The sequence below is a fragment of the Pseudomonas sp. TE36184 genome (genome assembly GCF_054060055.1).
Genome location: NZ_JBSSCU010000001.1, coordinates 2,508,108 through 2,532,583, shown reverse-complemented (window position 1 = coordinate 2,532,583; position 24,476 = coordinate 2,508,108). Strand labels below are relative to the sequence as shown.

19 protein-coding genes, 4 tRNA genes and 1 pseudogene are annotated in these 24,476 nt (G+C 62.3%); 14 read left to right on the top strand and 10 right to left on the bottom strand.

What is annotated here, in order from left to right; translation table 11 throughout:
* Positions 1-3 precede the first annotated feature (3 nt).
* Both ACVWZP_RS11040 and ACVWZP_RS11035 read right to left on the bottom strand, forming a co-directional pair.
* On the bottom strand, positions 4-1,038 hold the full coding sequence (locus ACVWZP_RS11040; RefSeq protein WP_046384182.1) for a sensor histidine kinase: 1,035 nt from the start codon (positions 1,036-1,038) through the stop codon (positions 4-6).
* Positions 1,038-1,799, bottom strand: a complete 762-nt coding sequence (locus ACVWZP_RS11035) for a response regulator (protein ID WP_046385333.1) — start codon at positions 1,797-1,799, stop codon at positions 1,038-1,040. Before ACVWZP_RS11035 ends, ACVWZP_RS11040 begins: the two co-directional genes overlap by 1 nt.
* 259 nt (positions 1,800-2,058) lie before the next feature.
* Between ACVWZP_RS11035 and pyrF the strand changes: the two genes are divergently transcribed.
* Complete coding sequence (pyrF, locus tag ACVWZP_RS11030; protein WP_017846795.1) at positions 2,059-2,757, top strand: orotidine-5'-phosphate decarboxylase; 699 nt, start codon at positions 2,059-2,061, stop codon at positions 2,755-2,757.
* 63 nt (positions 2,758-2,820) lie between these two features.
* Here pyrF and ACVWZP_RS11025 read toward each other — a convergent pair whose 3' ends face one another.
* The gene (locus ACVWZP_RS11025; RefSeq protein WP_046486359.1) at positions 2,821-3,828 is read right to left on the bottom strand and encodes an NADP-dependent oxidoreductase; all 1,008 of its coding nucleotides are present in this window, start codon (positions 3,826-3,828) and stop codon (positions 2,821-2,823) included.
* Positions 3,829-4,056: 228 nt separating this feature from the next.
* On the opposite strand from ACVWZP_RS11025, the gene ACVWZP_RS11020 reads away from it, so the two are divergent.
* The 4 genes and pseudogenes from ACVWZP_RS11020 to ACVWZP_RS11005 all read left to right on the top strand — a co-directional run bounded on the left by ACVWZP_RS11020 (position 4,057) and on the right by ACVWZP_RS11005 (position 8,516).
* Complete coding sequence (locus tag ACVWZP_RS11020; RefSeq protein WP_046384180.1) at positions 4,057-4,818, top strand: SDR family oxidoreductase; 762 nt, start codon at positions 4,057-4,059, stop codon at positions 4,816-4,818.
* Positions 4,819-5,020: 202 nt separating this feature from the next.
* Positions 5,021-6,433 (top strand): aminotransferase-like domain-containing protein, encoded by a 1,413-nt coding sequence (locus ACVWZP_RS11015; RefSeq protein WP_057003696.1) that lies wholly within the window; start codon positions 5,021-5,023, stop codon positions 6,431-6,433.
* Positions 6,434-6,548: 115 nt separating this feature from the next.
* A pseudogene (locus ACVWZP_RS11010) lies at positions 6,549-7,655 on the top strand (HAMP domain-containing protein); the annotation flags it as partial.
* A complete protein-coding gene (locus ACVWZP_RS11005; protein WP_370737521.1) occupies positions 7,635-8,516 on the top strand; it encodes a methyl-accepting chemotaxis protein in 882 nt (293 codons plus the stop codon). The pseudogene ACVWZP_RS11010 and the gene ACVWZP_RS11005, both read left to right, overlap by 21 nt.
* A 39-nt stretch (positions 8,517-8,555) precedes the next feature.
* On the opposite strand, the gene ACVWZP_RS11000 is transcribed toward ACVWZP_RS11005, so the two are convergent.
* Positions 8,556-9,368 (bottom strand): alpha/beta fold hydrolase, encoded by an 813-nt coding sequence (locus ACVWZP_RS11000; protein ID WP_457369736.1) that lies wholly within the window; start codon positions 9,366-9,368, stop codon positions 8,556-8,558.
* A gap of 117 nt (positions 9,369-9,485) precedes the next feature.
* Positions 9,486-10,244, bottom strand: coding sequence for a hypothetical protein (locus tag ACVWZP_RS10995; RefSeq protein WP_457369735.1), 759 nt, complete (start codon positions 10,242-10,244; stop codon positions 9,486-9,488).
* A 369-nt stretch (positions 10,245-10,613) separates the two neighbouring features.
* On the opposite strand from ACVWZP_RS10995, the gene ACVWZP_RS10990 reads away from it, so the two are divergent.
* From ACVWZP_RS10990 to ACVWZP_RS10975, 4 genes are all read left to right on the top strand, one after another.
* Positions 10,614-10,689, top strand: a tRNA-Glu gene (locus ACVWZP_RS10990).
* A gap of 2 nt (positions 10,690-10,691) precedes the next feature.
* Positions 10,692-10,767: transfer RNA gene (locus tag ACVWZP_RS10985), tRNA-Gly, on the top strand.
* Positions 10,768-10,871: 104 nt separating this feature from the next.
* Positions 10,872-10,947, top strand: a tRNA-Glu gene (locus ACVWZP_RS10980).
* 3 nt (positions 10,948-10,950) lie between these two features.
* A tRNA-Gly gene (locus tag ACVWZP_RS10975) sits at positions 10,951-11,026 on the top strand.
* A 283-nt stretch (positions 11,027-11,309) separates the two neighbouring features.
* Here ACVWZP_RS10975 and ACVWZP_RS10970 read toward each other — a convergent pair.
* Positions 11,310-12,932: an acyl-CoA synthetase gene (locus tag ACVWZP_RS10970; protein ID WP_017846813.1), complete on the bottom strand. Its 1,623-nt coding sequence runs from the start codon at positions 12,930-12,932 to the stop codon at positions 11,310-11,312.
* A 261-nt stretch (positions 12,933-13,193) separates the two neighbouring features.
* Here ACVWZP_RS10970 and ACVWZP_RS10965 point away from each other — a divergent pair, with 261 nt between their 5' ends.
* Positions 13,194-14,693, top strand: a complete 1,500-nt coding sequence (locus ACVWZP_RS10965) for a PAS domain-containing sensor histidine kinase (protein ID WP_057005316.1) — start codon at positions 13,194-13,196, stop codon at positions 14,691-14,693.
* A gap of 16 nt (positions 14,694-14,709) precedes the next feature.
* Positions 14,710-15,345, top strand: a complete 636-nt coding sequence (locus ACVWZP_RS10960; RefSeq protein WP_017846815.1) for a response regulator transcription factor — start codon at positions 14,710-14,712, stop codon at positions 15,343-15,345.
* 6 nt (positions 15,346-15,351) lie between these two features.
* Here the strand turns inward: ACVWZP_RS10960 and ACVWZP_RS10955 are convergent, their stop codons facing one another.
* Positions 15,352-15,966 carry a TetR/AcrR family transcriptional regulator gene (locus ACVWZP_RS10955; RefSeq protein ID WP_126587881.1) on the bottom strand — a complete coding sequence of 205 codons (615 nt, stop codon included), beginning with the start codon at positions 15,964-15,966 and terminating at the stop codon, positions 15,352-15,354.
* Complete coding sequence (locus ACVWZP_RS10950) at positions 15,959-16,810, bottom strand: 3-hydroxybutyryl-CoA dehydrogenase (protein WP_457369734.1); 852 nt, start codon at positions 16,808-16,810, stop codon at positions 15,959-15,961. The genes ACVWZP_RS10955 and ACVWZP_RS10950 overlap by 8 nt, the downstream gene beginning before the upstream one ends.
* A 161-nt stretch (positions 16,811-16,971) precedes the next feature.
* On the opposite strand from ACVWZP_RS10950, the gene ACVWZP_RS10945 reads away from it, so the two are divergent.
* The gene (locus ACVWZP_RS10945; protein WP_046384175.1) at positions 16,972-18,018 is read left to right on the top strand and encodes an AraC family transcriptional regulator; all 1,047 of its coding nucleotides are present in this window, start codon (positions 16,972-16,974) and stop codon (positions 18,016-18,018) included.
* A gap of 1 nt (position 18,019) precedes the next feature.
* Here the strand turns inward: ACVWZP_RS10945 and ACVWZP_RS10940 are convergent, their stop codons facing one another.
* Complete coding sequence (locus ACVWZP_RS10940) at positions 18,020-19,039, bottom strand: AraC family transcriptional regulator (protein ID WP_046384174.1); 1,020 nt, start codon at positions 19,037-19,039, stop codon at positions 18,020-18,022.
* A 259-nt stretch (positions 19,040-19,298) separates the two neighbouring features.
* On the opposite strand from ACVWZP_RS10940, the gene ACVWZP_RS10935 reads away from it, so the two are divergent.
* Together ACVWZP_RS10935 and ACVWZP_RS10930 are read left to right on the top strand one after the other, a co-directional pair.
* Complete coding sequence (locus tag ACVWZP_RS10935) at positions 19,299-21,077, top strand: acyl-CoA dehydrogenase (RefSeq protein ID WP_046384173.1); 1,779 nt, start codon at positions 19,299-19,301, stop codon at positions 21,075-21,077.
* A gap of 43 nt (positions 21,078-21,120) precedes the next feature.
* The gene (locus ACVWZP_RS10930) at positions 21,121-22,626 is read left to right on the top strand and encodes an acetyl-CoA hydrolase/transferase family protein (RefSeq protein WP_046384172.1); all 1,506 of its coding nucleotides are present in this window, start codon (positions 21,121-21,123) and stop codon (positions 22,624-22,626) included.
* 53 nt (positions 22,627-22,679) lie between these two features.
* On the opposite strand, the gene ACVWZP_RS10925 is transcribed toward ACVWZP_RS10930, so the two are convergent.
* Positions 22,680-24,419, bottom strand: a complete 1,740-nt coding sequence (locus ACVWZP_RS10925) for a dipeptidase (protein WP_232591448.1) — start codon at positions 24,417-24,419, stop codon at positions 22,680-22,682.
* Between the last annotated feature and the right edge of the window lie 57 nt (positions 24,420-24,476).

The window sequence follows — 24,476 nt, the reverse complement described above, 5'->3', positions numbered from 1 at the left end:
CCGTCAGGCGCGGGGCAACCACATCACGGCAGTCAACCCACCGCCCGGGGTTTCCTCGAGGCTCAACCGTCCGCCCAGGCGTTCCACCGCGTCCTTGGCGATGGTCATGCCCAGGCCCACGCCGCCGGAGTTGCGGTTGCGCGAGCCTTCCAGCCGATAGAACGGTTCGAACACCGCCTCGCGCTTGTCGGCGGCAATCCCGGGGCCGTGGTCAATCACGCGGATGGTCAGGGCCTCGCGGCTGTCCTCCAGTTCCACGCGCGCGCTGCCGGCGTAGCGCAAGGCGTTGTCGATCAGGTTGTTGAGGCATGAACGCAACGCCATCGGCTGCACCTGCAAAGGCGCACAGGTGCCGGCACATTGCACATTGGAACCTTGGTCCTGGGCGTTCTCACTGATCGACTCCACCAGCGCCTGCACATCCAGCCAGTGCCGGCTTTCGCTGGTGCGTTGTTCGTGCAGGTAGCTCAAGGTGGCGTCGAGCATGCCGATCATGTCGTTCAGGTCCTGGCGCATCTGGCCTTGCAGCTTGGCGTCTTCGATCTGCTCCAGGCGCAGCTTGAGGCGCGACAGCGGGGTGCGCAGGTCATGGGAGACCGCGCCGAGCATGCGCGCGCGCTGACCGACTTGTTCGCGAATACGTTTTTGCATCAGGTTGAAGGTTGACGCGGCCTGCTGGGCTTCCCGGGGGCCCGATTCGTCGAGAGGCGGGCTGTCGAGGTCCAGGCTCAAGCGCTCGGCGGCCTCACTCAGGCGCTGGATCGGCCGGCTCAACAATTTGGCGCCATACCAGGCGGCGATGATCAACGAGAAAAACTGAAACGTCAGCGGCACCACCGGGCCGCCAAACCATGGGCGAGGGCGTTTAGGCAGGGGCCTCATCGTGCCGTCCGGTTGCTCGACGAAGGTGTCCTTGCGCGGTGGCGGAGGCGGGTCATAGTGGTGGAACCAGAAAAATGCCAACGCATGGGCCAGTACAATCGCCAACAGCAACACACCGAACAAGCGGCCGAACAGCGTGTTGAGGGCGTTGCGCATCAGCCGATATCCCGTGCGTCGAACAGATAGCCTTCACCGCGCACGGTCTTGATCAACTGCGGTGCTTTGGGGTCATCGCCCAGCTTCTGGCGCAGGCGCGAGACCAGCAGGTCAATGCTGCGATCGAAGGCCTCGATGGAACGACCGCGGGCCGCATCCAGCAACTGTTCGCGGCTCAACACCCGGCGCGGCCGCTCGATAAACACCCATAGCAGGCGGAACTCGGCGTTGGACAGCGGCACCACCAGGCCATCGTCGGCCACCAATTGGCGCAACACGCTGTTGAGCCGCCAGTTATCGAAGCGGATATTGGCGCGCTGCTCGGTGCGGTCGTCGCGCACCCGGCGCAGGATGGTCTGGATGCGCGCCACCAATTCACGCGGCTCGAACGGCTTGGACATATAGTCGTCGGCGCCCAGTTCCAGGCCGATGATGCGGTCGGTGGGTTCGCAGCGGGCGGTGAGCATCAGGATCGGAATGTCCGACTCGGCGCGCAGCCAGCGGCACAGCGACAGACCGTCTTCGCCCGGCAGCATCAGGTCGAGCACCACCACATCAAAGGTTTCGGCTTGCATCGCCACGCGCATCGCGGTGCCGTCGGTGACGCCGGTGGCGAGAATATTGAAGCGCGCCAGGTAGTCGATCAGCAGTTCGCGGATCGGCACATCGTCGTCGACAATCAGCGCGCGGGTGTTCCAGCGCTTTTCATCGGCGCTCACCGCGTTTTTTTGCTCGTCGTTCAGCGGGACGGAAGTATGCATAGTGCGATCATCTGCCTGGTGGTAGCGGTCAGCATAGGCGCCCAGCCCCATGGCTGGTAGTGCTGGTCGGTGGGTCGTGCGGGCGAGGCTAGCGGTAGGGCGTGTTGAGGGCATGTCGTGAATGTATCTGCTTTGATACAAATGGCCGAAAGGTCCGCCTGAGTGCGCTTGGTCAGTATTTACCGATCATCGGATCCCGCAACGGCGTCGCTTGCGCTACAATTCGCGCCGATTTCGACTTGCCTGAGAGCCCATTCCAATGTCCGTCTGCCAGACTCCTATCATCGTCGCCCTGGATTACCCCACCCGTGACGCCGCACTGAAGCTGGCTGACCAGTTGGACCCGAAGCTGTGTCGGGTCAAGGTCGGCAAGGAACTGTTCACCAGTTGCGCCGCGGACATCGTCGGCACGCTGCGTGACAAAGGTTTCGAGGTGTTCCTCGACCTGAAATTCCACGACATCCCCAACACCACCGCGATGGCGGTCAAGGCGGCCGCCGAAATGGGCGTGTGGATGGTCAATGTACACTGCTCCGGCGGCCTGCGCATGATGGCCGCCTGCCGTGAAGTGTTGGAACAGCGCAGCGGCCCTAAACCCTTGCTGATCGGTGTGACCGTGCTGACCAGCATGGAGCGCGAAGACCTGGCCGCGATCGGCCTGGATATCGAACCTCAGGAGCAAGTGCTGCGCCTGGCGGCCCTGGCGCAAAAAGCCGGCCTCGATGGCCTGGTCTGTTCGGCGCTGGAAGCCCGGGCGCTCAAGACCGCCCACCCGTCGCTGCAATTGGTCACCCCGGGGATTCGCCCGGCGGGCAGCGCCCAGGATGACCAGCGCCGTATCCTCACGCCGCGTCAGGCCCTGGACGCCGGCTCGGACTACCTGGTGATCGGCCGCCCGATCAGCCAGGCGGCGGACCCGGCCAAGGCATTGGCGGCAGTCGTCGCCGAGATCGCCTGATCGATCACCGATCAACCATGTGGGAGGGGGCAAGCCCTCTCCCACATTGACATCTGCTGTGTATCAGCTGACTTTGAGCACCAGCTTGCCGAAGTTCTCCCCGTTGAACAGCTTCATCAGCGTCTCCGGGAACGTCTCCAGTCCTTCCACAATGTCTTCCTTGCTCTTGAGCTTGCCCTGCGCCATCCAGCCGGCCATTTCCTGCCCGGCGGCGGCAAAGTTCGCCGCGTGATCCATCACCACGAAGCCTTCCATGCGTGCGCGATTGACCAGCAATGACAGGTAGTTGGCCGGGCCTTTTACCGCGTCCTTGTTGTTGTACTGGCTGATCGCACCGCAGATCACTACGCGGGCTTTGAATGCCAGGCGGCTGAGCACGGCGTCGAGAATATCGCCGCCGACGTTATCGAAATACACATCCACGCCCTTGGGGCACTCGCGCTTGAGCGCGGCGGGCAGGTCTTCGTGTTTGTAATCGATGGCGGCGTCGAAGCCCAGTTCATCCACCAGGAACTTGCACTTGTCGGCGCCACCGGCAATACCCACCACGCGGCAGCCTTTGATCTTGGCGATCTGCCCGGCAATGCTGCCCACCGCCCCGGCCGCGCCGGAGATCACCACGGTTTCGCCGGCCTTGGGTGCGCCGGTCTCGAGCAGGGCGAAGTAGGCGGTCATGCCGGTCATGCCCAGCGCCGACAGGTAGCGCGGCAGGGGCGCAAGCGTGGGGTCGACCTTGTAGAAACCACGCGGCTCGCCGAGGAAGTAATCCTGCACCCCCAGGGCGCCGTTCACGTAGTCCCCGACGGCGAATTTAGGGGTGTTCGAGGCGATTACCTTGCCTACACCCAGCGCCCGCATCACTTCGCCGATGCCGACGGGCGGAATGTAGGATTTGCCCTCATTCATCCAGCCGCGCATGGCCGGGTCGAGGGACAGGTATTCGTTGCGCACCAGCACCTGCCCGTCCTGTGGCGTGCCCACCGGCACTTCCTGGTAGGTGAAGGTCTCCCGCGTGGCCGCGCCGACCGGGCGTTTGGCGAGCAGGAACTGGCGGTTGGTCTGGGCAGTCATGGCAAGGACTCTTGAGAAATGAAGCCTGATTGATAGACCCATACTGGCCTGCGAGCAAGGTCGGCCGAGGACTGCGAATGCTTGGCGATAGGCTTCGATGATAGTCAGCCGGGCGGTCTTATCATTGTGATTCATGCAGCGCTAACCGGCCTTCTGATAGTGCTGACGCGCCCGTGTCGGGCTTGGCTAGACTCGGCCCACGGCTATTTCTCCCATAGGACATCCCCCATGAGCATGACGTTTTCCGGCCAGGTCGCCCTGGTCACCGGCGCCGCCGCCGGTATTGGCCGCGCCACCGCGCTGGCGTTTGCCGCCGAAGGTTTGAAGGTAGTGGTTGCCGACCTCGACGTAGCGGGTGGCGAAGGCACTGTCGCGCTGATCCGCGAGGCCGGTGGCGAGGCGCAGTTCGTGCGCTGCAACGTCACCCTGGAAGCCGACGTGCAGCAATTGATGGCGCAGACCATCGCCGCGTATGGCCGCCTGGACTACGCCTTTAACAACGCCGGGATCGAGATCGAGAAAGGCAAGTTGGCGGACGGCACCCTCGATGAGTTCGACGCGATCATGGGCGTCAACGTCAAGGGCGTGTGGTTGTGCATGAAGTACCAATTGCCGTTGCTGCTGGCCCAGGGCGCTGGTGCGATCGTCAACACTGCGTCGGTGGCGGGGCTGGGCGCCGCGCCGAAGATGAGCATCTATGCCGCGTCCAAGCACGCGGTGATCGGCCTGACCAAATCGGCGGCCATCGAGTACGCGAAAAAGAACATCCGCGTCAACGCGGTATGCCCGGCCGTGATCGACACCGACATGTTCCGCCGTGCCTATGAAGCTGACCCGCGCAAAGCCGAATTCGCCGCGGCCATGCACCCGGTCGGGCGCATCGGCAAGGTCGAGGAAATCGCCAGTGCGGTGTTGTACCTGTGCAGTGACGGTGCGGCGTTCACCACCGGCCACGCCCTGGCGGTGGACGGCGGTGCCACCGCGATCTAGGACTCCAAGCCGCACCTCATTCGAAAAAGTTTGAGGTGCTGTGGGGCGTTTCCATAGCTGGCAAAACGCCGTGATCCAATGTGTATCAGGAGGTAAATAAGTCAATAAAATCAATACTTTAGTTACTGTTGGCGACCGGTTGGAGCGGGCTTCTGTGCTTAACTGTTTTGGGTTGAATAACAGATAGTTAAGTGAGTGGCTCATGGATTTAGGGATCGATCGACAAGCCCTTGTACCGGTGGTGCAGCAAATCGTCAGCGCGGTGGCGGAATGGATTCGCAAGAGCGGGGTCAGCCCCGGTACACGCTTGCCGTCCATCCGCCAACTGGCCCTCGACAACCTGCTCAGCCAGTCCAGCGTGATCGAGGCATTCGAGCGCATGGAGGCCCAGGGCCTGCTGACCTCGAAGCAGGGCTCCGGGTTTGTGGTGGCGCAGCCGCCAGTGGCTCAGGAACGCCACTGGTATGAAGGCGCGGAGCGAGAGTGGGGCGCTTTCACCGACAGCCCGTTGGGCGAGTTGAAACTCGGCTGCGGTTGGCTGCCGGACGCCTGGCGCGAAAGCGATGACATCAGCTACGCGATCCGCGAAGTCAGCCGCATCGATACCGGCGGCCTGTTCAACTACAGCACGCCACTGGGGCTGCCGGCGCTGCGCGAGCAACTGCTCAAGCGCCTGACCCAGATTCACGTGGCCACCAGCCTCGACCGCATTCTCACCACCCATGGCGCCAGCCATGCCCAGGACCTGCTGATCCGCACCTTGCTCAAGGCCGGCGACACGGTGGTCGTGGAAACCCCCGGTTATGGCAACCTCTTTCGTCAGTTGGCCTTCCACGGCGTCACGCTGCTGGAAGTGCCGCGTACCCAGGGCGGCCCGGACGTCCCGGCGCTGGAAGCCCTGCTGCGTCGCCATCGTCCCAAGTGCCTGTTTATCAACAGCCTGTATCACAACCCCACCGGCACCAGCCTGTGCCGCAAGGTGGCCGAGCGTTTGCTGGCGCTGGCGCACAGCGAAGACTTTCTGATCATCGAAGAAGATGTCTACGCCGACCTGCAACACGCCAGTTGCACGCGGCTCTCGGCGCTGCCCCATGATGACCGGGTGATCTATGTCTCGAGTTTTTCCAAGACCCTCAGCAGTGCCCTGCGCGTCGGCTACCTCAGCGCCAGTTCGCCGATCATTGCGCAATTGGTACACCTCAAGACACTCACCGGCATCGGTACCTCGCGTTTTGCCGAAGCGGTGATGGCCACGTTGCTGGCCAACGGCACCTATCGCAAATGGGTGCAGCGCCTGCGCAAACGCCTGAACGCGCAAATGGCCGCGACCTTGCAGGTGCTGGAGGATGAGGAATGGCAGGTGTTCGCCGTGCCCGCCGGCGGCATGTTTGTCTGGGCGCGGCCTCGCATGGCCGACCGTTCACGCTTGCAGGCGTGTGCGCGGCAACTCGGCGTGTTGATGTCGCCGGGGGCGCTGTTCAGCCCCACGGGTGAACACAGCGAGTGGCAGCGCATCAATGTGGCCTATGCTGCTGATCAGCGGGCCCTGGCGTTGTTCCGCGCCGCGGGGCCCGCCAGATCGACCTCGACCATTCTGAAAACGACGAGTGTGTAGCTTTTTGCCATTATTGTGGCGCCAACGACTTGTGTTCAGGGCCTTGGGGTTGCGAATCTCGCTGCTGGGAAACCGGACTTGATGGCATCCGCCATTGCAAGAGGATTCAAGTGCAATGATTTCGGCCGTGCAACGACGTTTCGCCAACCTCGGTATGGCGAAAAAACTGGGTTTGGGCTTCAGCCTGGTACTGCTGTTGACTGCGTTGGTCGCAGCGATTGGCGTGTGGTCCCTGCAAACCGTTGGCCTGCGTTTCGAGGGCCTCAAGAGCATGTCTTCGCTCAACAGCGGGCTGCTCAAGGTGCGTTTGATCGAGCAGGACTACGCGCTGCACGCCGACCCCAAGTCCGTCGACGCCCTGCATGAGCAAGTCGACGCCTTGGCCGCCCTGGCCGCCAGCCTCAAGGCCGAGTCTGCGACCAACGTGCCGCTGATGACCGAGGTCGAACAGGCCCTGGCGGCTTACCGCAAGGCGTTCGATGAGTTCGTCGAACTGACCCAGACCAAGGACCTGGCACTGGAAATGGCCAGTTGGTCGGTGTCCAGCGTGGCCAATAACCTCGATGTGTTGCAGGCCGGCCTGGCCGACGATGGCGCCTATGGCCTCAAGGAAAGCCAGGGCAAGGAGGGCGCCGAGTTTATCGAGCAGGCGGGGCAGGTCAGCCAGGTTTCGCGGTTGATGCTGCAAGCCATGAACGAGGCCCATGTGCGCCTCGATCAGAGCCGCAAAGGGCAGGAAGACAACGCCGAACAAGGCAAGATCGAACAGGCCGAGCAAGCGCTGGCCCAGGTCGAATTACTGAAGACCTCGGTCAAGGACGCCGGTTACCAGACGGTGCTCAATGAGGTCGGCGGGCATATCGCTGCGTTCAATGAAAAGCTCGGCGAATACACCGGCCTGCTGGCCCAGGAAAAAGTGGTCTACAAACAATTGCATGATCGCGCCGATCAAGTGGTCAGCCGCGTCGACCAGGCGTATGCCGCCGAAGATCAGTCGATGCAGGCGCAGTTGAAGAAAAGCGCGCTGCTGATCATCGGCTCCTCGGCCCTGGCGCTGTTGATGGGCTTGATTGCGGCCTGGGTGATTACCCGGTTGATCGTCGCGCCGCTGCGCCGGGTGATCGCGGTGGCCCAGCAGATCGCAGCCGGCGATTTGAGCGGGCGCATGGACGTCAGCCGCCGTGATGAAATCGGCCAACTGATGCAGGCGATGCAACAGATGGGCAGCGGCTTGAGCGATATGGTCAGCAGGCTGCAAGCGGGCATCGAGCAATTGGCCAGTTCGGCGCATTCGCTGTCCAGCGTCACCGAGCAGACCAACATCGAGGTCAGCAGCCAGAAGGAAGAAACCGAGCAGGTCGCCACGGCGATGAACCAGATGACCGCCACGGTCCACGATGTGGCGCGCAACGCCGAAGAGGCCGCACAGGCTGCGCAGACCGCCGATGACAAAGTCGACAGCGGCCAGCAGGTGGTGCGCCAGAGTTTGCAGCGCATCGAACAGCTGGCCACGTCCAGCACCAGCGCGAGCGCCAGCATCGACAGCCTCAGCAGCGAAATCCAGAACATCGGCAGCGTGTTGAGCGTGATCAAAAGCGTGGCCGAACAGACCAACCTGCTGGCGCTCAACGCAGCCATCGAGGCCGCGCGCGCCGGTGAGCAAGGCCGTGGTTTTGCGGTGGTGGCCGATGAGGTGCGGGCGCTGGCCAAGCGCACCCAGCAATCGACCGAGGAGATCGAGCGCCTGGTCGGCACCTTGCGCAGCGCGGCGCAAGCGTCGGTGCAGCAGATCCAGCAGAGCGGCGAGTTGGTGAAGCTGGCCGTCAGCGATGCGCTGGAAACCGAAAGCGCGCTGGGCAGCATTGCGGTCGCGGTGTCATTGATCCAACAAATGAATCAGCAGATTGCCGCAGCGGCCGAGCAACAGAGTTCGGTGGCCGAAGAGATCAACCGCAGCGTCACCAGCATTCGCGCGAGTGCCGATCAATCGGCGTTGAGCATGCAAGGCAATGCCGCGTCGAGTATTGCGCTGGCGCGGTTGGGCGCGGAACTCAAGGGCATGGTGGGGCACTTCCGCCTTTGATCGCCGCCGCCGGGCCGCGATCAAAGGGCCGGGGCGCGATCAGGCGTGGTTGGCGAGGAAGGTCAGCAGCGCTTCATTGACGAAGTCCGGGTTCTCGCGGCTGGAGATATGCCCGGCGTCGGGAATCAGGCTCAGGCCGCAGCCGATCAGGCTGGCCATCTGCTCGGACTCGGCGGGTGGGCGAGGCGTGTCCTGTTCGCCGCACAGCACCAGGGTGGTGTCGGCGTCCAGGCGTGACAACTGCTCCAGCACATCTGCGCGGCTGAAGATCAGCCGGCCCAGGGGCACGATGCTGTCCAGCAGGCGCGCCGTGGGGTAGCCCTGCAATACTTTGCGGAAATCCTGGTACAGCGCCGATGCGCGGTCGATACCCGGGCAGAAAAAGATCGGCGCGACCACATCCAGCAGCGGCTCGGGGATGGCGCCGGCGTCTTCGATCATCTTGAACAGCGAAAAGTAGTGCTGGCGCGTGGCCTCGGGCTCGGCGCCGAGGTAGGTGTCCATCAGCACCAGGCTGTTGACCCGCTCGGGTGCCAGCAGGGCCAGGCGTGCGCCCCACATGCCGCCGACCGACAAACCCACCAGATTGACCTGGGCAATCTGCAATTGGTCGAGCAGTGCCAGGGCCTGGCGCGCCAGGTCGTCCAGGGAGCGCGTGTGCGCCGGCAGCGGCCCGGACTCGCCGTGGCCCCACAGTTCGGGGACGATCACGCGGTATTGCTGCGACAGCGCTTCGATCTGCGGTGCCCACATGGCGCGGTCCCACAGGTAACTCGAACCCAGCAGGACGACCGGGCCGCGGCCCTGGTCAACATAGTGCAGCGGTTGTCCATCAATCACGGCGACAGGCATAGCGGGCCTCTAACTTCACGGAGTGAGGGGGACTTTTGTACGCGAGTCGGCGGCGAGGGGATAGATGCTAAATGATGGCATGTGGCGAGGAGCGCTCGCCACATGGGGTGGGGGAGGTCAGTCGTAGATGACTTTTTTCTTCCATTCGGCATCGGTGTCGGCGACTTTCAGGCCTTCGGTCAGTTCGTTGACTTCATCTTCCGCCGGTTTGCTGTTGGTCAGCACCGTGGAGTTGGCGCGCGCCAATTGACTCTCCAGCAATTGCAGTTGCTCTCTGTAGATCGCCGGCTCAGGCTGTTTGCGCAGGTACTGCACGCCGCGCTCGAAGGCCAGGCGCGCCTGGCCCGGCTGGTTCTGTTGCAGGGCATGCTGGCCGAGGTTGTTGAAGAACTCGATGTGCAGCAGGACCAGGATGTGGCGAATCTCCCTGATCCAGTGCTTGGCTTCATTGGCCGGCAGGAAACCGTCCTGGGCGGCGCGGGTGACCTGGCCGTGCAGGGCTTCGAGCAGGAAGCGCACGTCCTTGGCCTTGGCTTCGGTCTGGATCGGGCCGGGCGGGTTGTTGATCGGGATCGATTCGCCCTGGGCCACCAGCGCATTCAGTTCGGCGATCCGCGCCTTGAGCGGTGCGCTGGACTTGTTGAGGTGCAACAAGCGCTGGTTGACGTTGAGTTCCAGGCGGGTCAGCAGCAGCTTGAGTGCCGGAGTCATCAACTGGCCGGGGAAGGTCTCGGTGATTTCACCACAGCGACGCAGCCGGTCATTAAGCTCGATCACGGTGCGTTGCTTTTCCAGTTTGTTGTTTTCCACCACATGGTTCATATAGCCAATGGCGATCAGTATTGCGATCCCGGCTATTACCAGCAGGGTGATCATGAGTGGTGTCACCGGTGCGACCTCTTTATAGGGTTTGCTGTTGAGTGTAGTGACTGAGACATCTGCCGGATAGGACTGTTCGACCAGTTGCCCAGGTAGTTTCTTCTATATACGTAAGCATTCCCTGCGTAGATGCACAATGCCATCAGTTGCTGAGCGAACTATAGCGTCTTGTCGGGCGCCAGAATATAGGCGTCAAGGCGCGGACGCGCAGAATGCCCGCACGGGCCTGGAAAGGGGGGCGAAGTCATTGATTTAAATAAATTTATCCTGGGGGGTTGACGACCTTTCAATCCATCCATAGAATGCGCGCCACTTGCAGCGTAAAGCACACAGCGAAACGCGGCAGGGAGTGAATGTTGTACGTGTGTCCCCTTCGTCTAGTGGCCTAGGACACCGCCCTTTCACGGCGGTAACAGGGGTTCGAGTCCCCTAGGGGACGCCAATGCGGGAATAGCTCAGTTGGTAGAGCACGACCTTGCCAAGGTCGGGGTCGCGAGTTCGAGTCTCGTTTCCCGCTCCATTTTTAAGCAGTGTTGCCTTCGGGCGGCATTGAGTGAAACCAGGACCAAGTCTTAGGACGAGGCCTCTGGGCACTGAAATACACACCATGTGTTTCAGTAGCGTGTCCCCTTCGTCTAGTGGCCTAGGACACCGCCCTTTCACGGCGGTAACAGGGGTTCGAGTCCCCTAGGGGACGCCATTTGCGGGAATAGCTCAGTTGGTAGAGCACGACCTTGCCAAGGTCGGGGTCGCGAGTTCGAGTCTCGTTTCCCGCTCCAATTTTTGATTCGCAGTGTCCATCGGACCTGGGAGTCAGCGAAAAAAAGACGCTTCGGCGTCTTTTTTCGTTTCTGCGATAAATCAAATATTGCATCTGCTGAGGGTGGCTTGAGCGCTTCGGGCTATCCGACACACCTCAACCGCACCTGCACAAAAAACAATGCCCTCCATAGAGGAGGGCATCGGTTTGAGGTTGGCTGCATCAATCCCGTCAGCTAGCGTCCATGCCGTTCAATCGGACACGAGCGTGTGCGCGCAGCGTTCGGGCTTGATGGAAACGGCCTAGAGCTTTTTCGCCATGTCGCGCAGCATGAACTTCTGGATCTTGCCTGTCGACGTCTTCGGCAACTGTGTGAACACCACCGTGCGTGGCACCTTGAAGCCCGCCAGGTGTTCGCGACAGAAGCTGATGATGTCGGCTTCGCGGACGTTCTGGTGGTCGGCCTTGAGGGTGACGAAGGCGCACGGCGTTTCACCCCATTTTTCATCGGGGCGGGCGACGACCGCGGCTTCGAGGATTGCCGGGTGGCGGTACAGCACACCTTCGAGTTCGATGGTGGAGATGTTCTCGCCGCCGGAGATGATGATGTCCTTGAGCCGGTCGCGGATTTCGACATAGCCGTCAGGATGGGTCACCGCCAGGTCGCCGGTGTGGAACCAGCCGCCTTCGAACGCTTCGGCGGTTGCCGTCGGGTTCTTCAGATAGCCTTTCATCACCGTGTTGCCCCGCATGAAAATCTCACCGATGGTGTGGCCATCATGGGGGGTGGGTTCGAGGGTTTTCGGGTCGGCAACCATCACGCCTTCCAGGGTCGGGTAGCGCACGCCCTGGCGCGCCTTGATCTGGGCGCGTTCTTCCAGGGGCAGCTCATCCCATTCCGAGTGCCAGGCGCACAGGGTCACCGGGCCGTACACTTCGGTCAGGCCGTAGACGTGGATCACCTTGATGCCCATTTCTTCCACGGCGCCGATCACCTTGGCGGGTGGCGCCGCGCCGGCGACCATCGCGTTCACCGGGTGGTCGATGGCAGCCTTGGCCGAGTCGGGCATGTTCACCAGGGCGTTGAGCACGATTGGCGCGCCACACAAGTGGGTGACCTGATGCTCGCGGATCAGGTTGAGGATTCTCTGTGGGTCGACGCGGCGCAGAAACACATGGACCCCGGCCAAGGCCGTGATGATCCACGGGTAGCACCAACCGTTGCAGTGGAACATCGGCAGCGTCCACAGGTACACCGGGTGGTTGCCGATCGCCCAGATCATTTGGTTGCCCAGGGAGTTCAGGTAGGCCCCGCGGTGGTGGTAGACCACGCCCTTGGGGTTGCCGGTCGTGCCCGAGGTGTAGTTCAGCGAGATGGCTTGCCATTCGTCTGCAGGCCACTGCCAGGCGAAATCCGGATCGCCCTCTGCGAGAAACGCCTCGTAGTCCAGGTCGCTGACCGGCTGGCCTTCGCCGTATTCCGGGTCGTCGACGTCGATGACCAGCGGCGGATGGTCAAGCATGCCGATGGCCGCATGCACCACATCGTGGAACTCACGGTCGGCGATCAGTACCTTGGCTTCGCCATGCGCGAGCATGAAGGCGATGGCCTCGGCATCCAGGCGCACGTTGAGGGCATTGAGTACCGCGCCAATCATCGGCACGCCAAAATGCGCTTCGAGCATGGCCGGGATGTTGGGCAGCATGACGGCCACGGTGTCGTTTTTGCCGATCCCGCGACCGGCCAGGGCCGAGGCCAGGCGCCGGCAACGGCTGTAGGTTTGCGCCCAGGTGGCGCGTATCGATCCGTGGATCACGGCAGGGTAATCGGGATAAACGCTGGCAGTGCGTTCAATGAAGCTTAAAGGCGAAAGAGCAATGTGATTAACGCTGGTCGGCTCGAGGCCTTGGTCGAAAATGGACATGGTGCGGATACCCGGTGGCTGATTATTAGCTCTATTGTTCGAGACGCTGGTAACGGCAGTTAAGCTGACGGTGCCGGCCTTGAGGCTTTATCGTTGGCACGCCGGTCCCTGCGGGAAAAGCTCAATGACTTCTCCGGCGGCTTTTATATACTGTCCGCGCAGATATATGGAAGTACTACCTGTGTTGTATAGTATATGTACTATATCTTGATGAAACGCTTCCGCTGACCTCGACGTTCCCCTCCCTGTATAGGTTCCATGATGATCGGCAACTCCGTGCGCTTGACAGGCGGTTCGCCGCTGCTCAGGCATGACCCGCAGCCGAGTCTGCTGCTCGATGCCCAGGCTCGGCCGCTGGAGTTCAACGCCGCGCTGCTGGCGTTGCTTGAGCAGTTGTCCCTGGTCGATTGTATGAACCTGTTGCCGATCAATTGCTTGCCGCTGGTGCAGGCGTGCCTGGGGCAGCAGCGGGCGATCGAAAACGTCGAGGCACAGTTCGCCGAGCGCATTCTGGTGTGGACGTTCATTCCCGACCCGGATGAAAACCGCGTGCTGGCGCGCTGCCGGGAAGCCAGCGCGCAGATTGTCGCCGAGCGCGAATCCACCAAGGCGCGGCGCCTGTATCGGCTGATCATCGAAAACACCACCGACCTGATTTCCCGGCACACCCCGGATGGCGCTTTTCTCGACGCTTCACCGGCTTCCTGGGCCTTACTGGGCTATTGGCCGGGGGAATTGCGCGGGACTCGGGCACAGCGCCTGTTCCATCGGCAAGGCTTGGCGGGGTTGGTGCGGCGCGCCCGGGAGGGCCTGGAGCAGGACGGTTATTACACCATGACCTATCGCATCCGCCATCGCCAGGGCCATTACCTGTGGTTTGAAACCGCCTGCCGGGCGATCCGCGAGACCTACACCGGCGCGGTGGTGGAGGTGGTCAGCGTGTCCCGCGACATCACTGCCAGGGTCCAGGCCGAGGAAACCACCCTGACCGAACGCGAGCTGCGCGAGGCCCAGCAACGCCATCATCAGGACGAACTGGCGCACACCGCGCGCGTGGTGACCCTGGGTGAACTGGCATCGGGTATCGCCCATGAAATGAATCAGCCGCTGGCGGCGGTGGTCAATTACGCCAACGCCAGCCAGCGTTATCTGGCCGCGATGGGCAGCGATTCGCCGGCGGCCGAACGGGTGGCTCAAGGCCTGGAACGGATTTCGGTGCATGCCAATCACGCCGCGCAAGTGATCAAGCGCTTGCGTGCGTTTCTGCGCAAGGGGCGCCGCCGCATGGAGGCGCTGAACCCCGGCGAGGTCGCCCGCGAAGCGGTGCGCCTGTGTGCCTGGGAGGCCAGCGATTGTCAGGTGACGATCGAGGATCGCCTGCCGGATAATCTGCCGCTGATTTACGCCGACCGGGTGTTGCTGGAACAGGTGCTGCTGAACCTGCTGCGCAATGCCATCGAGGCGAATCGCGAAGCCCATCCCGGCCAGCCCTCGCTCATCGTCATGAGTGCCTTGGCGCAGCGTGACGGGTGGGTGCAGATCGACGTGAGCGATCAGGGCCCCGGTGTCTCGCCGGCGCAGTTGGAACAGATATTCACGCCGTTCTATACCAGCAAGGCCAATGGCCTGGGCCTGGGCTTGTCCATGAGCCGCAGCATTATCGAAGGCTTCGGTGGCGAGTTGCAGGCCGAACCGATGCCGGTCGGGCTGCAAATGTGCTGCCGCTTGCCCACGCTCGCGCAGAGCGGCGCTCCACAATAAGAAGAGGAATCAAGCGATGGTGAGCGTGACGGAACAGGTGGTGTATGTGGTGGATGACGACCAGGGGATGCTCGACTCGACCGTCTGGTTGCTGGAGTCGGTGGGCCTCAAGGCGCTGCCGTTTACCAGTGGCCGCGAGTTTCTCGACGCCTGCGACAGCCGCCTCAACGCCTGTGTGCTGCTGGATGTACGCATGCCGGGCATGGGCGGCCTGAATGTTCAGGAGCACATGCGCAGCCGTGATTTGCACCTGCCGGTGATTTTCGTCAGCGGCCACGCCGATGTGCCGATTGTGGTCCGCGCGTTCAAGGCCGGGGCGCATGACTTTATCGAGAAACCCTACAACGAACAGTTGCTGCTGGACAGTGTCCTGCAGGCCCTGAGCAAGGCCGATCATCGCCAGAGCCTCGGTGAAGGACCGGCGCGGGTACAGGCGCGGCTGCAGCAACTCACGCCACGCGAGCGCGATGTATTGCTGCCGTTGGTGCAGGGTTATACCAACCGCGAAATCGCCGAGCAGTTGGGCGTCAGCGTCAAGACCATCGATCTGTATCGCGCACGGGTCATGAAGCGCATGGCGGCCAGCCATTTGCCGGAGCTGGTGGGGATGGCGATTGCCGCCGGCCTGGTGGACCCCCTGCAATTGCGCTGATAGGCCTCAGGCCACGGCAATCTGCAGGCTCGGCCGGTCGCTGGCCCTTGTTGCCAGCACGCGCTCGATGGCGCCGGTCAGCAGGTTTTCCAGTAACTCGGTGCGTTCGGCATCATCCAGCGCCTGCCCGGCCAGCCAGCTCGGCGCATTGTTCAGCAGCGTGGCGATCGCGTGGCCGGCCGCTTGCAGGGCGTGGACACTCAGCCGCCGCGGTCGCCCGAGCATTTGCAGCAGTCGGTGCTCGTATTGTTCGCGCAACTGCCGGACCCGTAGCTGCTGGTCTTCCGTGAGGCAGCCGCAATCACGCTCCACCAGGCGGAAGTGCCATGGCATCTCTCGATGCAAATTCAGGTGGGCGTGGATCAGCCGTTGCAAGTTGTCCTGGCGTGAGCGCGGCCGCTGCTCGACGCGCCCCAGGGTGGTCAGCAGTTCTTCGTAGAACTCTTCGATCCAATCCAGCAGCAGGTGCTGCTTGCTGGGGTAGTGGTGGTACAGCGAGCCCGGGGTCAACCCCAGGCTGCTGGCCAGCTCGCGCATGCCGACTTGACCGAAGCCTTTACTGGCGAGCAACTCCAGGGCCTTGTTGCGGTGTTCGCACAAGCGCGAGCGATACTCAGCCATAGGTATGGAAGCCGCGCCCGGTCTTGCGCCCCAGGTAACCGGCGGCCACCATTTCCTTGAGCAGCGGCGCGCTGCGGTATTTGCTGTCCTGGAAGCCCTCGTAGAACGCTTCGAGGATCGCCAGCAAGGTGTCCAGGCCGATCAGGTCGGCCAGGGCCAGCGGGCCGATCGGCTGGTTGCAGCCCAGGCACATGCCGGCGTCGATGTCTTCGGCGCTGGCCAGGCCTTCCTGGAACACCAGGATCGCTTCGTTGATCATCGGCACCAGAATCCGGTTGACCACGAAACCCGGGCGGTTGCCGGCGGTGATCGCAGTCTTGCCCAGGTGCTGCGCCAGCTCGATGGCCTGGGCGTGGGTCGTGTCGCTGGTCTGCAGGCCACGAATCACTTCGATCAGGCCCATCACCGGCACCGGGTTGAAAAAATGCAGGCCGATAAAGCGCTCCGGGGCGTTAACGCCGGCCGCCAGTTCGGTGATGGACAGCGAAGACGTATTGGAGGCAATCACGCATTGCTCATCGACATGAGCGGCGATCTGTTGCAGCACGCGCCGCTTCAGTTCGAGGTTTTCCGTGGCGGCCTCGATGACCCATTGGGCATTCGCCAGGCTGGCGTAGTCGGTGCTGGTGCGGATCTTGCCCAGCGCCGTATGCTTCTGGGGTTCGCTGAGGATGCCCTTGTTGACTTGGCGATCGAGGTTCTTGCCCACGGTGGCCAGGGCTTTTTCCAGGGCGCCGGCGGAGATGTCCAGCAAGGTCACGTTGATGCCGGCCACGGCGCAGATCTGGGCGATGCCGTTACCCATGGTGCCCGCGCCGATCACGCCGATATTCTGCAGATTCATCGTCAGTCTCTCTTCAATTGTGCGCTGCCGTCGCACGGCAGACATGCCTTGCAATACGGTCCATTGGGCGAGAGTCTAGGGCCCGACAATGTGGCGGCCTATGCCGAAACCTGTCAGTTGTATTGGCGTTTCTTACCATGTGTCCGCTACAGGAACTCAGAATGATGCCCACCCGGGAAAAGGATTCGGTTGCCGTCTACTTCGTGCAGGTCATGATCCATGCGCTGCGCGATCAGCCCGAGCGGCTCGCCGCGGTGCTGTGCGAAGCGGGCATCGCGCCGGCGTTGCTGACCCAGCCCGAGGCCCGGGTGCCGGCCAGCGCGTTTGCGGCGTTATGGCTGATTCAGATCCGTGAGTTGAACGACGAGTTCTTCCGCCTGGACTCCCACGGCATGCCGCCGGGCAGTTTCGCCCTGATCTGCCGTGGCCTGATCCAGGAGCCGAACCTGGGCAAGGCGCTCACCCAGTGCCTGGCCAGTTTCGCCCTGTTCCTGCGCGACTTTCGCGGCAGCCTCAGCGTGCATGGCAAGCGCGCGGTACTCAGCCTGGAAGTCGGCGGCGGCGATGAGGACACCCGGCGTTACGGTGAGGAAACCTTCCTGGTGCTGATGATCAGCCTGCTGTGCTGGCTGGGCGGACGCCGCGTGCCCATCGATCGCGCCGACTTTCGCCATGTGCGTGCGCCGCTCAGCGACGATCAATTGCTGTGGGGCTACAACCTGACGTTTGGCGCGGCCCGCACCGAAATCGAGTTCGCCAGCAGCTACCTGCGTCTGGCCGTGGTGCAGGACCTGGCGTCGCTCAAGGTGTTTCTGCGCAGCGCGCCGCAATGGCTGGTGATCCGCTTTCGCAACCAGGACGGCATGGCGACCCAGGTCTACCAACGCCTGCGTGGCAGCCACTACAGCCAGTGGCCGGCGCTGGAGGATCTGGCCGTGGATTTGCACATGAGCCCCAGCACCTTGCGCCGCCGATTGGAGCGCGAAGGTTGCTCGTTTCAGGAGATCAAGGACGAAGTGCGCCGCAGCTTGGCGCTGGAACTGCTCTGCCAGACGCGCGCCAGCATCGGTGAAATCGCCGCGCAATGCGGTTTTCAGGAACCCAGCGCATTCCATCGCGCGTTCAAGAAGTGGACCGGCGAAAGCCCGGGGCGTTACCGCGAGCGGGTCCAGGGCAAAGTGTCGCGGCCTGCGCGCCTGGACGCCTGAGTCATTTTCGGTTGAGCGCCGCGTCGCGGTAAGTCCTGGGTAACTCGCCGGTCCATTGGCGAAAGGCCCGGGTGAACGCCGAAGGGTCCGAGAACCCCAGCTGTTGCGAGGTCTGGTTGATCGACATCGACGTCTGGCTCAAGTAATGAATGGCCATGTCGCGGCGTACCCCGTCCTTGAGTTTCTGGAACTTGCTGCCTTCGGCCAGCAGCTTGCGCCGCAGCGTTCTTTCCGTCAGGTGCAGCTCACTGGCGGTGCTCTGGATGGTGGCCTTGGCGAGATCGCTGACGTTCTCCAGGTGGTCCAGCACCCGTCGCGTGTAAACCGGGTAATAGGCGGGGCGGGTGAACCAGTCCACCGGTGCGCGCTGCAGGTGGTAGGCCAGGGTTTCCGCGGTTTGTACCAGCGGCGCGGTGAGCATCCGGGCGTCGAACACCAGGCAGGTCTCAGGTTGGTCAAAATGCGTGGGGCACGGAAACATCAAGCGGTATTCCGCTGAATGGGCAGGCTCGGGATGGTCGAACGTCACCCGCTTGAGCGTGATCCGCTGGCCGATCAGCCAACTGGGGAAACGATGCCAGAGCAAGAGTAAAAAACCCCTCAACAGGTAACCGGGGTCCAGGCTCGGGTCGCTCAAGGCCATGGAAAACATGGCCTCATCACCGACGACTTTCAGCTCCAGGTGCAGGGAGTCGTTCATCACGTTGTAGAAATGGCTGAGCTTGTAATACACCGAATGCAGGTTGTGCGAATGGATCACTTGCTTGGCCATTATCGCGAAGCAGCCCTTCGGGCAGCGCTGTGAACCTGCGCCGAAAAACTCATCATCACTCAAGCGCCACACGGCCTGCATCAAGCGACTGAACTGGTCGGGGGTGATGCGCAGGTGCAGGTTGTCCAGGCGCTTGCGGCTGATGCCGGCTTCCTTGAGCAATACCTCTTCGTCCAGCGCGAGGCGGCGCGCAGCCGTCATCAGGATGTGGGCGAAGTACATGGAGATGGAATAACGCTCGATGCCCATCGTTCAGGAGTCCGGCAGCAGGGGAGGTTAGTTTAGCCAAAAGTGACTGTCCGTTTATGTCTGTTTTTCGACTGATTTGGTAATTGCCACGCGGGGCTGGATCGGAGGAAGCTGAATAGAGCTTTGCGCTGCTGGCTCCGTCCCTGCTTGCTACCGACCCGGGTTTTTAAGGTAATGGCCGTTTTGGTCAATTACCCGGCATGGGGTAGCGGGCGAAGGGTGTAGCGGCCTGTCTAACGAGTGAATGAGGAAAGTAACAATGAGTGGTTATGCCCATCCGTACCGCGACACCGAATTCGTGCTGGAGGAACTGGTCGGATTTGAGCAGTTGTGCGCGAGCGCCCAGCTTCAGGATGTCAACAGCGAGTTGGTCAGCGCCATCTTGAGCGAGGCAGGCCGCTTGGGCTCCGGCGTGCTGGCGCCGCTCAACCGGGTCGGTGATACCCAAGGTACGCACCTGGGGGAACAGGGTGTGCAAGAGGCACCGGGTTTTGCCGAGGCATATCGGCAATTCCAGGAAGGCGGCTGGCCCTCGTTGACCGCTGCGGAGCAACACGGCGGGCAGAACCTGCCGAACGTGATCGGCACGGCCGTCAATGAGATCTGGCACTCAGCCAATATGGCGTTCGCCTTGTGCCCCATGTTGACCCAGGGCGCCATCGAAGCCATCGCCCATCACGGCTCGGCCGAACTGCAAGGCGCCTACCTGGAAAAACTGGTGAGCGGCGAGTGGACCGGGACGATGAACCTGACCGAGCCGGATGCCGGCTCCGATCTGGCGGCCATCAAGAGCCGCGCCGTGCCCCAGGGCGACCACTATCTGATCACCGGGCAGAAGATTTTCATCACCTGGGGCGATCACCAGATGACCGACAACGTCGTGCATTTGGTCCTGGCACGTTTGCCGGATGCGCCGGCGGGCGTCAAAGGCATTTCGCTGTTCGTGGTGCCCAAGTTCCTGCTCGATGCCCAGGGCCAGCCGGGTGTGCGCAACCGCGTGCAGTGCATCTCCCTGGAACACAAACTGGGCATTCATGGCAGCCCGACCTGCGTGATGAATTTCGGCGATCCCGAAGGGGCCGTCGGTTATCTGCTTGGCGAGCCGCACATGGGCCTGGCCTGCATGTTCACCATGATGAACCACGCCCGCCAGAGTGTCGGCCTGCAGGGGCTGTCGATTGCCGAGCGCGCTTACCAGCAGGCCCGTCAATACGCCAAGGACCGTCTGCAGGGCACGCGCAAGGATGGCAGCCGTTTCTCGATCATCCACTTTCCCGATGTGCGCCGGATGCTGTTGCAGATGAAAGCGTCCATCGAAGCGATGCGCGCGTTGTCGCTGGTGGCCGCCGCCGAAGTCGACCGTGCCGCGCATGCGCCCACGCCGGAACTGGCGCGCCATCACCAAGGGCGGGTCGATGTGTTCACCCCGATCGTCAAAGGCTGGCTGACCGAACTGGCCCAGGAAGTCACCTCCCTCGGCGTGCAAATCCACGGCGGCATGGGCTTCATCGAAGAGACCGGCGCGGCGCAGCATTATCGCGATGCGCGCATCCTGACCATTTATGAAGGCACCACCGGCATTCAGGCGCTCGACCTGGTGGGGCGCAAGACCCTGCTGAACCAAGGCGCGTTACTGAACAGCCTGCTCGAGGAAATGGATGAAACCGTCGAGCAACTGCGTCACATCGATGCCCTCGACTATCAGGCCGTGGCACTGGCCGCTGCGCTCGGCGCCGGGCGCGAGGCCTTGTCGCGGTTACTCGACAACGCCAAGCACGATGCGGATTGGGCCGGCAGTGTCAGCGTCAACTTCCTGATGCTCTTCGGCTACCTGTCGGGCGGCTGGCTCATGGCGCGTTCTGCTGTGCAGGCGCATGCGCAGTTGGAAGCCGGCACGGGCGATGCGGCCTTCCTCAAGGCCAAGGGCGTCAGCGCACGCTTCTACGCGGAGCAATTGTTGCCGCGGGTACACGCATTGTTGGCGGCGGTCAGCGCTGGGAGCGCGAGCATCATGGCGTTGGATGAAGAACAGTTCTGACAGCGCGTTGATTTTTGTGCCTAACTTTTTTGAGGTTCACCCCATGCATCACCAGCGCATCCGCCTGGATTCCTTGCACGAAAAAATCATGAGCGCGGCGCAGGCCGCCGCGTTCATTCAAGACGGCATGACCGTGGGCATGAGTGGTTTCGGTGGCGCAGGGGACGCCAAGGCCGTGCCGCTGGCGCTCATCGAACGAGCGCGGCAGGATCCGCTCAAGATCAACCTGATCACCGGCGCGAGCCTCGGTCGTGGCCTGGACGGGCAGATGGCCGAGGCCGGGCTGCTGGCGCGGCGCATGCCGTTTCAAGGCGACCCGGTGCTGCGCAAGGCGATCAACGAAGGCCGTGTGGTGTTTATCGACCAGCACCTGAGCGAAGTGGTCGAACAACTGCGTGACGGCAGCCTGCCCAATCCGGATATTGCGGTGATTGAAGCGGTGGCGATCACCGAGCAGGGCCATATCGTGCCGACGTCTTCGGTCGGCAATTCGGCCAGTTTCGCCCAGACGGCACGGCAGGTCATTGTTGAGCTGAACCTGGCCAGCAGCCCCTATTTCGAAGGGATGCACGATATTTTCCTGCCCCACGGGCGCCCTGGCCGCGGGCCGATTCCGGTCATCCGCGCGGATGATCGCATCGGCACCCAGGCCATCGAAATTGACCCTGCCAAGATCGTCGCCATCGTGCTCTGCGACACGCCGGAATCTGCGATTCCGATGCTGCCGCCCGATCATGAGACCCAGGCGATTGCCGACCATCTGGTGGCTTTTTTCGAGCAGGAAGTGGAGCACAAACGCTTGGGCAGAAGCCTGGCGCCGTTGCAAGTCGGCGTCGGCTCCATTGCCAACGCCGTCATGTGCGGGCTGATCGATGCGCCGTTCACCGACCTGGTGCAGTACTCGGAGGTGTTGCAGGATTCGACCTTCGAATTGCTCGACGCGGGCAAGCTGAAGTTTGCCTCCGGCTGTTCGATTACCTTGTCCGGCCCCTGCGGCCAGCGGGTGTTCGGCAACCTGGGAAAATACGCCGACCGCCTGGTGTTGCGGCCCCAGGAAATTTCCAATCACCCGGAAGTGATTCGACGCTTAGGCGTGATTGCCATCAACACCGCGCTGGAATTCGACCTGTACGGAAACGTCAATTCCACCCACGTCTGTGGCACGCAGATCATGAATGGCATCGGCGGTTCGGGAGACTTCGCCCGCAACGCGCTGCTGTCGATTTTCGTGACCAAGTCGATCGCCAAGGACGGTGCGATTTCCCGCGTGGTGCCGATGGTCAGCCATGTCGACCACACCGAGCATGACGTCGATATCCTGGTGACTGAGCAAGGGCTGGCCGACCTGCGCGGCCTGGCGCCGAAAGAACGGGCCGAGTTGATCATCAACCACTGCGTGCATCCGGATTATCGCGAGGCGTTGCGCAGCTACTTCAAGGCCGCGTGCGCCAAAGGTGGGCATACGCCGCATGTGTTGAGCAAGGCCTTGAGCTGGCACATCAATCTGCAGGAAACCGGTTCGATGCAGGCGGCCGCCGTCGGCGTCTAGGGTGTCTGCGCCAACTGAAACAAGCCCGCCGTTGCGGCGGGCTCCCGCCGCATTCAGAGCTGCGGTAACTGACCGACCCGCGCCATCATTTCGGTGACGATTTGCAGGTCGAGGAGGAACTGCTCGACCGTCTTGAACTCATTGTCGGTGTGCCCGGTGTACTTCTCTTCCGGGCGTGCCAGGCCGAACTGCACGCCGTTGGGCAGTTCATGCACGGAGGTGGCGCCGGCCGAGGTGCCGAACGCGTGTTTCATGCCCAGGTTTTCCGTGGCCACCGCCAACAAGGCTTTGACCCACTCACCTTCCGGGTTGCGGTACATCGGTTCGGCGATCGAGTAGGTGAAGTTCACGTTGACCTTGGTTTTCTTGTCCCAGGCGCTGAGCTTGTCGGCAATTTGCGCTTTGAGTTTCTCCGGCGACTGCCCCTTGGGCACGCGCAGGTTCACCGCCAGCTTGAAGCTCTTGTCGTCGAGGTCGACGAACGTCAGCGAGGTGGTCAGTGGGCCCATGAAGTCATCGGCGAAGCCCACGCCCAATTTGCCGCCCAGGTAATCCAGGCCCCAATTGTCGGCGGCATAACGCGCCGCGTCGGTGATGTGGTTGTGCTTGAGGGCGATCTTGCCGTCGACGCTGTGGATCAGTTCCAGCATGCGCGCGACCGGATTCACCCCGGATTCCGGTTCGGACGAATGCGCCGAGACCCCGGTGACCGTCAACTGCACCTGTTTGCCGACCACCTTGGCGCTCACCTGGAAGTCACCGCCATTGCGCTCGGCGTATTGCGTACCGGCCTCTTGCAGGCTGGCCGCCAACTCGGCGGGTTTGTCGCTGAGCAACGTGGCGACCGACGCCGAGGGAATCTGGTTGGTGGCCTTGCCGCCGGTCATGGCGATGATCTCTGCGCCTTTGCCTTCGCCTTTGCGGCGTGGGAAGGTGGCCATGATCGTGCCGTAACCTTTTTCGGCAATGACCACCGGGTAGCCGCCATCCAGCGCCAGGTTGTACGGTGGCGTCGGGTTGCGTTCGAAGTAATAGGGGATCGCGTCGCCGGAGGTTTCCTCGGTGGTGTCCACCAGCAGCTTGAACGTGCGCGCCAGCGGCAGCTTCTCTTCCTTGATCACCTTCATGGCGTACATCGCCACCACGATGCCATTTTTGTCGTCTTCAGTCCCGCGACCGTACATGCGGTCGCCAATCAGCGTGACCTTGAACGGATCGAGCCGGGTGCCGTCTTTCAACACCCAGTTTTCCGGCGTCACCGGCACCACATCCGCATGCGCGTGGATACCCACCACTTCATCGCCGCTGCCTTCCAGGGAGATTTCGTACACGCGGTTATCGATGTTACGGAAGTTCAGGTTGAAGGCTTTCGCCAGGCCCTGCAGCTTGTCGGCGATCTTGAGGAATTGCGGGTTTTTGTACTGCGGCACGCCGTCGACGTTGAACGTCGGAATTTCCACCAGCTCGCGCAGGGTCTCGGTGGCGGCCTTGGCGTATTTCAGCCGCGCATAAATGCCCAGCAGGCGATTGATTTCGTTCTGTTGCTCGGCGCTCAGGGGTTTGTGCTCGAGAAAGGCGCTGATCGCCGGCCCCGTATCGCTGGTTTTGCCCAGCTCGCCCTGGGCCAGGGTGCCGAGGAAACTGTTGAAGTCAGTGACCGAGGTTGCGCTGAAGTCCTTCAGAATCGCCGTGCTCTGCTGTGGGGTGATATTGGCGAAAGCCGGGCTGACGAGGGTCGAAAGGCTCGCGGCGAACACGCTGGCGACAGCCAATTGCTTGAGTGGAAAGTACATGGCGGGAGGCATTCCTTTGCTGGTAGTGAGTGGGGTATTTCTGATCATTAAGTCAGA

Coding starts and splice junctions, on each gene's coding strand:
- ACVWZP_RS11040 (WP_046384182.1), bottom strand. CDS start 1,038: ATGCGCAACGCCCTCAACACGCTGTTCGGCCGCTTGTTCGGTGTGTTG.
- ACVWZP_RS11035 (WP_046385333.1), bottom strand. CDS start 1,799: ATGCATACTTCCGTCCCGCTGAACGACGAGCAAAAAAACGCGGTGAGC.
- pyrF (WP_017846795.1), top strand. CDS start 2,059: ATGTCCGTCTGCCAGACTCCTATCATCGTCGCCCTGGATTACCCCACC.
- ACVWZP_RS11025 (WP_046486359.1), bottom strand. CDS start 3,828: ATGACTGCCCAGACCAACCGCCAGTTCCTGCTCGCCAAACGCCCGGTC.
- ACVWZP_RS11020 (WP_046384180.1), top strand. CDS start 4,057: ATGAGCATGACGTTTTCCGGCCAGGTCGCCCTGGTCACCGGCGCCGCC.
- ACVWZP_RS11015 (WP_057003696.1), top strand. CDS start 5,021: ATGGATTTAGGGATCGATCGACAAGCCCTTGTACCGGTGGTGCAGCAA.
- ACVWZP_RS11005 (WP_370737521.1), top strand. CDS start 7,635: ATGCAGGCGATGCAACAGATGGGCAGCGGCTTGAGCGATATGGTCAGC.
- ACVWZP_RS11000 (WP_457369736.1), bottom strand. CDS start 9,368: ATGCCTGTCGCCGTGATTGATGGACAACCGCTGCACTATGTTGACCAG.
- ACVWZP_RS10995 (WP_457369735.1), bottom strand. CDS start 10,244: ATGATCACCCTGCTGGTAATAGCCGGGATCGCAATACTGATCGCCATT.
- ACVWZP_RS10970 (WP_017846813.1), bottom strand. CDS start 12,932: ATGTCCATTTTCGACCAAGGCCTCGAGCCGACCAGCGTTAATCACATT.
- ACVWZP_RS10965 (WP_057005316.1), top strand. CDS start 13,194: ATGATCGGCAACTCCGTGCGCTTGACAGGCGGTTCGCCGCTGCTCAGG.
- ACVWZP_RS10960 (WP_017846815.1), top strand. CDS start 14,710: ATGGTGAGCGTGACGGAACAGGTGGTGTATGTGGTGGATGACGACCAG.
- ACVWZP_RS10955 (WP_126587881.1), bottom strand. CDS start 15,966: ATGGCTGAGTATCGCTCGCGCTTGTGCGAACACCGCAACAAGGCCCTG.
- ACVWZP_RS10950 (WP_457369734.1), bottom strand. CDS start 16,810: ATGAATCTGCAGAATATCGGCGTGATCGGCGCGGGCACCATGGGTAAC.
- ACVWZP_RS10945 (WP_046384175.1), top strand. CDS start 16,972: ATGATGCCCACCCGGGAAAAGGATTCGGTTGCCGTCTACTTCGTGCAG.
- ACVWZP_RS10940 (WP_046384174.1), bottom strand. CDS start 19,039: ATGGGCATCGAGCGTTATTCCATCTCCATGTACTTCGCCCACATCCTG.
- ACVWZP_RS10935 (WP_046384173.1), top strand. CDS start 19,299: ATGAGTGGTTATGCCCATCCGTACCGCGACACCGAATTCGTGCTGGAG.
- ACVWZP_RS10930 (WP_046384172.1), top strand. CDS start 21,121: ATGCATCACCAGCGCATCCGCCTGGATTCCTTGCACGAAAAAATCATG.
- ACVWZP_RS10925 (WP_232591448.1), bottom strand. CDS start 24,419: ATGTACTTTCCACTCAAGCAATTGGCTGTCGCCAGCGTGTTCGCCGCG.